The following is a 6,299-nucleotide window of genomic DNA, read 5'->3' as shown; positions in this document are numbered from 1 at the left end:
ATCGCTGTCATACTCGTCCAATTGCCGGGCGGACCACGCCTGCCCACGTTTGGGCAAAGAGCAGTAGGAAACCTATGACCTATGCGCGATCAATGAAATGCCGACCAGCGGCCGGTAGTACGGTCGGGCCGCAATGACCGCGTTTGCACAGCAACCACATGCCGCTGATGCGGTCGAATTCAGGAGCAATGAGCCACCTCCTGCGAGGCGGCCGTCGCGATGGTCGGTGAGCAATTGGCCGGTGCGATGGAAAGTGTTTGCGATCGTTTTGGTGCCGCTCCTATTGGCGGGCACATTCGGTGGGCTGCGCGTCTACTCGGGGTGGACCGACGCCGCCGACCTTCGCCTGGCTGCCGACCGTGCCGAGATGGTCCCCGCGATCGAGGACTACATGGGCGCCCTCGAGGGCGCACTGCTGGCGAACTCCACCGGCGGCGACGCCCAGACGGCGCTCACCACCTTCGACTCCAGTAAGCAGACCCTGCGGAGCCGTCTTGGCGACACGGCCGTCGTGCCGGACGTGGGCAAGGGCGTCACCGCGCTGCTGCAGGGCGGGCAGGCGCTGCTGGACAAGGTCACGGCCAACAGCATCGGTTTGCGCGACAAGGTCACCACCTACGCGCCGATCCTGCTCACCGCCGAGGATGCGATCAACGGATCGGTGCGCGTCGACGACGAGAAGATCCGGGCCGAGGCGCTGGGGCTGTCCCGCGCGATCGGTGCCCGCGGCCAGATGATGATGCAGCAGCTGCTGGTGAACCTCGGTGGCGAGCTTCCCGAGCCCGAGCTGCGCACGTCGATGATCACCCTGGCCGGCACCGAGCCGTCGACGCTGTTCGGGATGAGCCAGGTGCTCGGGGTTGGTTCGCCAGAGGCCCAGCAGCTGCAGGCCGAGATGGTCAAGCGCATGGCCATGATGTCCGATCCGTCGGTCCTGCTGGTGAACAATCCCGAGCTGACGCAGTCGTTGCAGGTCACCAACCAGATCGCGGCCCAGGTCATCCGTTCGACCACCACGTCCGTCACGTCGGGTGTCGAGGACCAGGCCGCCGCCAAGCGCACCGAGGCCATCCGCGACTCGGTGATCGTCGGCGCGGCCGTCCTGATTGCACTGCTGATCGTGACGCTGGTGGCGCGCACCTTGGTGCGACCGCTGCGCAAGCTGCGCGACGGCGCCCTCCAGGTCGCCCACCGGGATCTCGCGCAGGAGTTGGAGCGGGTCCGTGCGGGCGGCCCCGCGGATCCCGTGCAGCCCCTGCCCGTGTACACCACCGAGGAGGTCGGGCAGGTCGCGCACGCCGTCGACGAGTTGCACGAGCAGGCCGTGCTACTCGCCGGTGAGCAGGCCAGGCTGCAGCTTCAGGTGGGCGACATGTTCGAGACGCTGTCGCGGCGCAGCCGCTCGCTGGTCGACCAGCAGCTGACGCTCATCGACCGTCTGGAACGCAACGAAGAGGACCCCGAAAGGCTGGAGAGCCTGTTCCGTCTCGATCATCTGGCCGCGCGCATGCGCCGCAACGGCGCCAACCTGTTGGTGCTGGCCGGGTCGAGGGTGCCGCGCGAGCAGGCCGCCGCCGTTCCCGTGGCCGCCGTGATCAACGCGGCGGCCTCCGAGGTGGAGGACTACACCCGCGTCGTCACCGCCGTCGCGCCCGACAGTGACATCCTCGGCGTCGTCGCAGGTGACCTGGTCCATATGCTGGCCGAACTGCTGGACAACGCATTGCGCTACTCCCCACCGATTTCGCAGGTGCGGGTGTCGGCCGTGCACACCGGCAACGGTGGGCTCGTCATCGAGGTCAGCGACATCGGCCTCGGCATGGCGGAGGCCGACCTACGGATCGCCAACACGCGACTGCAGTCCGGTGGCGAGGTCAACCCCTACACCGCGCGCCACATGGGCCTGTTCGTGGTCGGTCGCCTCGCCGCGCAGCACGGTCTCGTCGTCCGGTTGCGCAGCACCATTGCGGGGGAGCCGAACTCGGGCACCACCGCGGGTGTCTACATTCCGGCCGAACTGCTGCTTCGGGGTTCGGCACCGCTGCCGGCCCAGACGCCGGACTACGGCGTCCCCGCCGATGCCCACGCCGGCATCGCGACCGCGCTGACGCTCGACGAGGAGTACGTCGACGAGCAGAGCTACACCCCGCCCGCCACCGAGTACCGCAACGGCCACGCGGACATCCCCATCTCCCTTCTGCCGCAACGCAACCCGGGTGCGAGCGGGATCTCGAGCATCCCGTCGGCGCCGATCGAGCCGGCGCCCGAGCCCGTTTCGGACTGGTCCGAGGACGAGTGGCCGGAGGACTCGATGCCCGCACAGACGGCTGCGCAGACGCAGATCCCGGAGCCCGTCGAGCGGCCGAGTCAGGCGCCCACCGACACGTCGGCCTTCTTCGCTGCGCGGACGCAGGCCGCGGCGCCGCCGGCCAACGGGGTGAACCTGCCCGTCGCACCGCCGGAGCCGCCCCCGCCTGCCGAACCGGTCCAGGCCGAAGCGGCGCCGATGCCCGAGCCCGCCGTGCCGTCATCGACGGCGGGCAGCGATGACGCCATCTTCCAGAAGATGCTGTCCGAGTGGCTGATCGACGATCCGACCGAGCTGGCCCAGAGCACCGATCTGGACTGGAAGACGGTGTGGGACAACGGCTGGGAGGCCGCCGCCGCCGCGGAGGACACGCCCGTCGCGCAACATACCGAGCACGGTCTGCCGATGCGGGAACCCGGCGCCCGGCTGGTGCCAGGCGCGGCCGAAGGTCAGGACGACGACCACAACGGCAGGCATCGCAACGGAGATGCCAACGGCGCCAACGGTACCAACGGTGCCGACGAGCCCGCAGACGACGGGTTCGACACCGGCGCGCATGCCCGGTCCTCACGCGATCCGGAGGCCGTGCGTGCCAGCATCGGCAATCACTTCGGTGGCGTGCACGCGGGCCGCACCCACGCCCGAGAGACCAGAGGAACAGACGACGAATGACCCGTTCGACCCAGCGTGACTCACTCGACTGGTTGGTCTCGAAGTTCGCCAACGAGGTAGCAGGGGTGTCCCACGCGATCCTGGTGTCGGCCGACGGGCTGCTGAGGGCCGCCAGCGAGCACATGCCGACCGAGCGGGCCGACCAATTGGCCGCGGTGGCATCGGGATTGGCCAGCCTGTCCACCGGCGCCGCGCAACTCTTCGACGGTGGGCACGTGATGCAGTCCGTCGTCGAGATGGAGAACGGCTATCTGCTGCTCATGCGCGTCGGTGACGGATCCAACCTCGCCACCCTGGCCACCAGGTCTTGCGACATCGGCCAGATCGGCTACGAGATGGCGATCCTGGTCGAGCGGGTGGGCGCCGTCGTCCAATCATCCCGCCGAACCGCACAGCACTCGTGAGTCTGCGATGGACGAGGTGCGAGACGCGTGGGAATCGAGCGAACCGGGGGTTGAGGCCAGCCTGGTGCGGCCGTACACCCTGACGGCCGGTCGCACCGCCACGCGCGTCGACCTTCCCCTGGAGGCGCCGATCCGGACACTGGAATTCGGGCCCCCGCCGCGCTGGCCCGGAAACGACGTGCGTGCCAAGATTCTCGGGTTGGGTGTCGACAGCCCGTCGGTCGCCGAAATCGCCGCTCGCCTATCGTTACCGCTTGGTGTGGCGCGCGTGCTGATCGGCGACCTGGTGACGCAGGGATACGCGCGCGTGCAGACCACCCTCGGCGAGTCGGCGACCCCCGACGAACGACGTGAGCTCATAGGAAGGACGCTGCGTGGCCTACGGGCACTCTGAGGGCCCCCCGGGTTCCACCGGCGGCACCGCGAGGAGCGACACCTCAGTAACAGGGTCTTCGCGCAAGCGCTCATCCGCGACGAAGATCGTCATCTCGGGTGGGTTCGGTGCAGGCAAGACGACGTTCGTCGGCGCGGTGTCGGAGATCATGCCGCTGCGCACCGAGGCCCTGGTGACCAACGCCTCGCAGGGTCTCGACGGTCTTGCCGCCACACCGATGAAGAACACCACGACGGTGGCGATGGACTTCGGCCGCATCACACTGGCCGAGGACCTGGTGCTCTACCTGTTCGGCACGCCCGGTCAGCGACGGTTCTGGTTCATGTGGGACGACCTGGTCCGCGGCGCCATCGGTGCGGTCATCCTGGTCGACGTCCGTCGGTTGCAGGACAGCTTCGCCGCGGTCGACTTCTTCGAGGCGCGAAACCTGCCGTTCCTCATCGCGGTCAACGAATTCGACGGTGGGCGCAGGCATCCCCCGCACGAGGTGCGCAAGGCGCTGGCGCTGGCCGATCACATCCCGGTGGTCACCGTCGACGCGCGCGACCGGCATTCTGCGCGGGCAGCACTGATCGCCATCACCGAGTACTCGTTGATGAACCTCAGCTCGCTGCCCGGCTGATTCGTGGCCGACCTCGACGAGCAGTGGGTGGACCGGGAGTTCGGAGGTCACGATTTTCGGGATGAGGACCTCAGCCGGTTGCGCACCGAACGCGTGGTGTTCACCGAGTGTGACTTCACCGGCGTGAACCTGACCGAGTCCGAGCACGTGGGCTCGGCGTTCCGCAATTGCAACTTCCGCCGGGCATCGCTGATGCACAGCACTTTTCGACACTGCACCTTGCTCGGGTCGGTGTTCACCGAAAGCCGGATCCGCCCGGTGACGTTTACGGAGGTCGACCTGACGCTTGCCGTCCTGGGTGGCTGCGATCTGCGCACCGTCGACCTGTCGGACTGCAGGTTACGGGAGGCCAGCCTGGTCGGCGCCGATCTGCGCAAGGCGGTGCTGCGCAGGGCGGATCTCACCGGCGCCCGCACGCAGGACGCCCGCCTCGACGACGCCGATCTGCGCGGGGCGCGGGTCGACCCGACGTTCTGGACGACGGCCAAATTGCGGGGCGCCAAGATCGACATCGACCAGGCCGTCACCTATGCCGCTGCGCATGGCTTGGACATCCACGGCGGCTGACGGTTACCTCGGACCGGCAATCGGCGAGTGAATGCCGACCACTTGGCCGAGCAGACGCAAAATCCCCTGAAACTGCGTGTTTCAGGGGATTTTTGCGTCTGCTCGCGCGGGGGTTGCGCGGGGAAGTCAGCCGGACTTGAGCCGAATCTTGAACCGCACGAACAGCAGATAGCCGATCGATAGCGCGGCCAGCATCCCCATGTCGAACAGCCAGGTGCCCGACGTGTGCTTCCAGTGCGAGTCCTGCGGGGTTATCGGCGGGGGAACCAGCTTGAGCAGGTCCACCGTCGAGGCCGAGGAAGCGAAGCCCCACCGGGCCGGGGTGATCCACGACAACTGATCGAGCCCGATCCGACCCGTCACCGGGATCATGCCGCCTTGGAAGACCAGCTGCGACATGATCGCGATCACCAGCAGGGGCATTATCTGCTCGTTCGATCTCGCCAGGGCCGAGAGCGCCAGTCCGACCATCGCCGCGGTGACGGTCGTGGCGGCCATGGCCGCGAAGAGTTCCAGCGACGGGTTGCCGAGTACGTTCGCCCCCTGCGTCGGGGCGCCCTTGCCGAGGATCGTGATCGCGGTGACGATCCCGGATTGCACGACGGCGAACACCGAGTAGATGCAGACCTTGGCAAGCAGGTAGGCGGTGGTGGACAACCCGACCGCCTGTTCCCGGCGGAAGATGGCGCGCTCACCGATCAGGTCGCGGATGGTCAGCGCGGTGCCCATGAAGATGGCACCCACGTTGAGCAGCACCAGGATCTGTCCCGGCTCGTTGGGGGCGACACCGCGCGGATCCGGGACGCCGAACCCGACGGTGCCCGGCACCGAGAGTGACAGCGAGCCCATGATGAACGGCAGCAGCGCCAGGAAGATGAAGTAGCCGCGGTCGGAGACGATCAGCCGGATCTGGCGTCGCGCGATGGTCCAGAACTGCTTCACCAGGCTGGTCTTGGCGGGCTCACCGAGGTCGGTGGGTGCCTCGATGGGCGGGACCGGCGGGGGTGGTCCCGTCTGCGCCAGATAGCGGGCCTTGGCCGCATCCGGATCACCGGCGACGCTGCTGAAGATGTCGGCCCAGTTCGTCGTACCCATGGCCGGGCCGATCTGGCTCGGCGGGCCGCAGAACGCCGTCTTGCCTCCCGGCGCCAGCAGCAGCACCTGATCGCAGACGTCCAGGTAGGTCAGGGAGTGGGTGACCACCAGCACCACGCGGCCGGCGTCGGCCAGTTGCCGCAGCATGGTCATGACCTGCCGGTCCAGCGCGGGATCCAGGCCGGAGGTCGGCTCGTCGAGGATCAGCAACGACGGCCCGGTCAGCAGTTCGAGTGC

Annotated in this window: 6 protein-coding genes; 5 read left to right on the top strand and 1 reads right to left on the bottom strand. The window is 68.0% G+C overall.

Features of this window, described 5'->3' with window-relative positions:
- The first annotated feature begins 133 nt into the window (after positions 1–133).
- The 5 genes from QOC69_RS19320 (at position 134) to QOC69_RS19300 (ending at position 4,967) form a co-directional block, all read left to right on the top strand.
- The gene (locus tag QOC69_RS19320; protein WP_526442499.1) at positions 134–2,980 is read left to right on the top strand and encodes a HAMP domain-containing sensor histidine kinase; all 2,847 of its coding nucleotides are present in this window, start codon (positions 134–136) and stop codon (positions 2,978–2,980) included.
- Positions 2,977–3,384: a roadblock/LC7 domain-containing protein gene (locus QOC69_RS19315; RefSeq protein WP_526442497.1), complete on the top strand. Its 408-nt coding sequence runs from the start codon at positions 2,977–2,979 to the stop codon at positions 3,382–3,384. The genes QOC69_RS19320 and QOC69_RS19315 overlap by 4 nt, the downstream gene beginning before the upstream one ends.
- A gap of 7 nt (positions 3,385–3,391) precedes the next feature.
- Positions 3,392–3,778, top strand: coding sequence for a DUF742 domain-containing protein (locus tag QOC69_RS19310; protein ID WP_526442495.1), 387 nt, complete (start codon positions 3,392–3,394; stop codon positions 3,776–3,778).
- Positions 3,779–3,863: 85 nt separating this feature from the next.
- On the top strand, positions 3,864–4,400 hold the full coding sequence (locus QOC69_RS19305) for a GTP-binding protein (protein ID WP_526442501.1): 537 nt from the start codon (positions 3,864–3,866) through the stop codon (positions 4,398–4,400).
- 3 nt (positions 4,401–4,403) lie between these two features.
- Positions 4,404–4,967 carry a pentapeptide repeat-containing protein gene (locus QOC69_RS19300; RefSeq protein WP_526442493.1) on the top strand — a complete coding sequence of 188 codons (564 nt, stop codon included), beginning with the start codon at positions 4,404–4,406 and terminating at the stop codon, positions 4,965–4,967.
- A 126-nt stretch (positions 4,968–5,093) separates the two neighbouring features.
- Here QOC69_RS19300 and QOC69_RS19295 read toward each other — a convergent pair.
- Positions 5,094–6,299 (bottom strand): ABC transporter permease (locus QOC69_RS19295; protein ID WP_526442491.1); only part of this gene is annotated, 1,206 nt, incomplete at its 5' end.

Source organism: Mycobacterium sp., assembly GCF_032162105.1.
GTDB lineage: Bacteria > Actinomycetota > Actinomycetes > Mycobacteriales > Mycobacteriaceae > Mycobacterium.
Note: the sequence above shows the minus strand (reverse complement) of the source record. Positions and strands in the feature narration are given on the sequence as shown.

What these genes read in the sequence shown, in the direction of transcription:
- QOC69_RS19320 (WP_526442499.1), top strand. Translation starts at nt 134, where the DNA reads ATGACCGCGTTTGCACAGCAACCACATGCCGCTGATGCGGTCGAATTC.
- QOC69_RS19315 (WP_526442497.1), top strand. Translation starts at nt 2,977, where the DNA reads ATGACCCGTTCGACCCAGCGTGACTCACTCGACTGGTTGGTCTCGAAG.
- QOC69_RS19310 (WP_526442495.1), top strand. Translation starts at nt 3,392, where the DNA reads ATGGACGAGGTGCGAGACGCGTGGGAATCGAGCGAACCGGGGGTTGAG.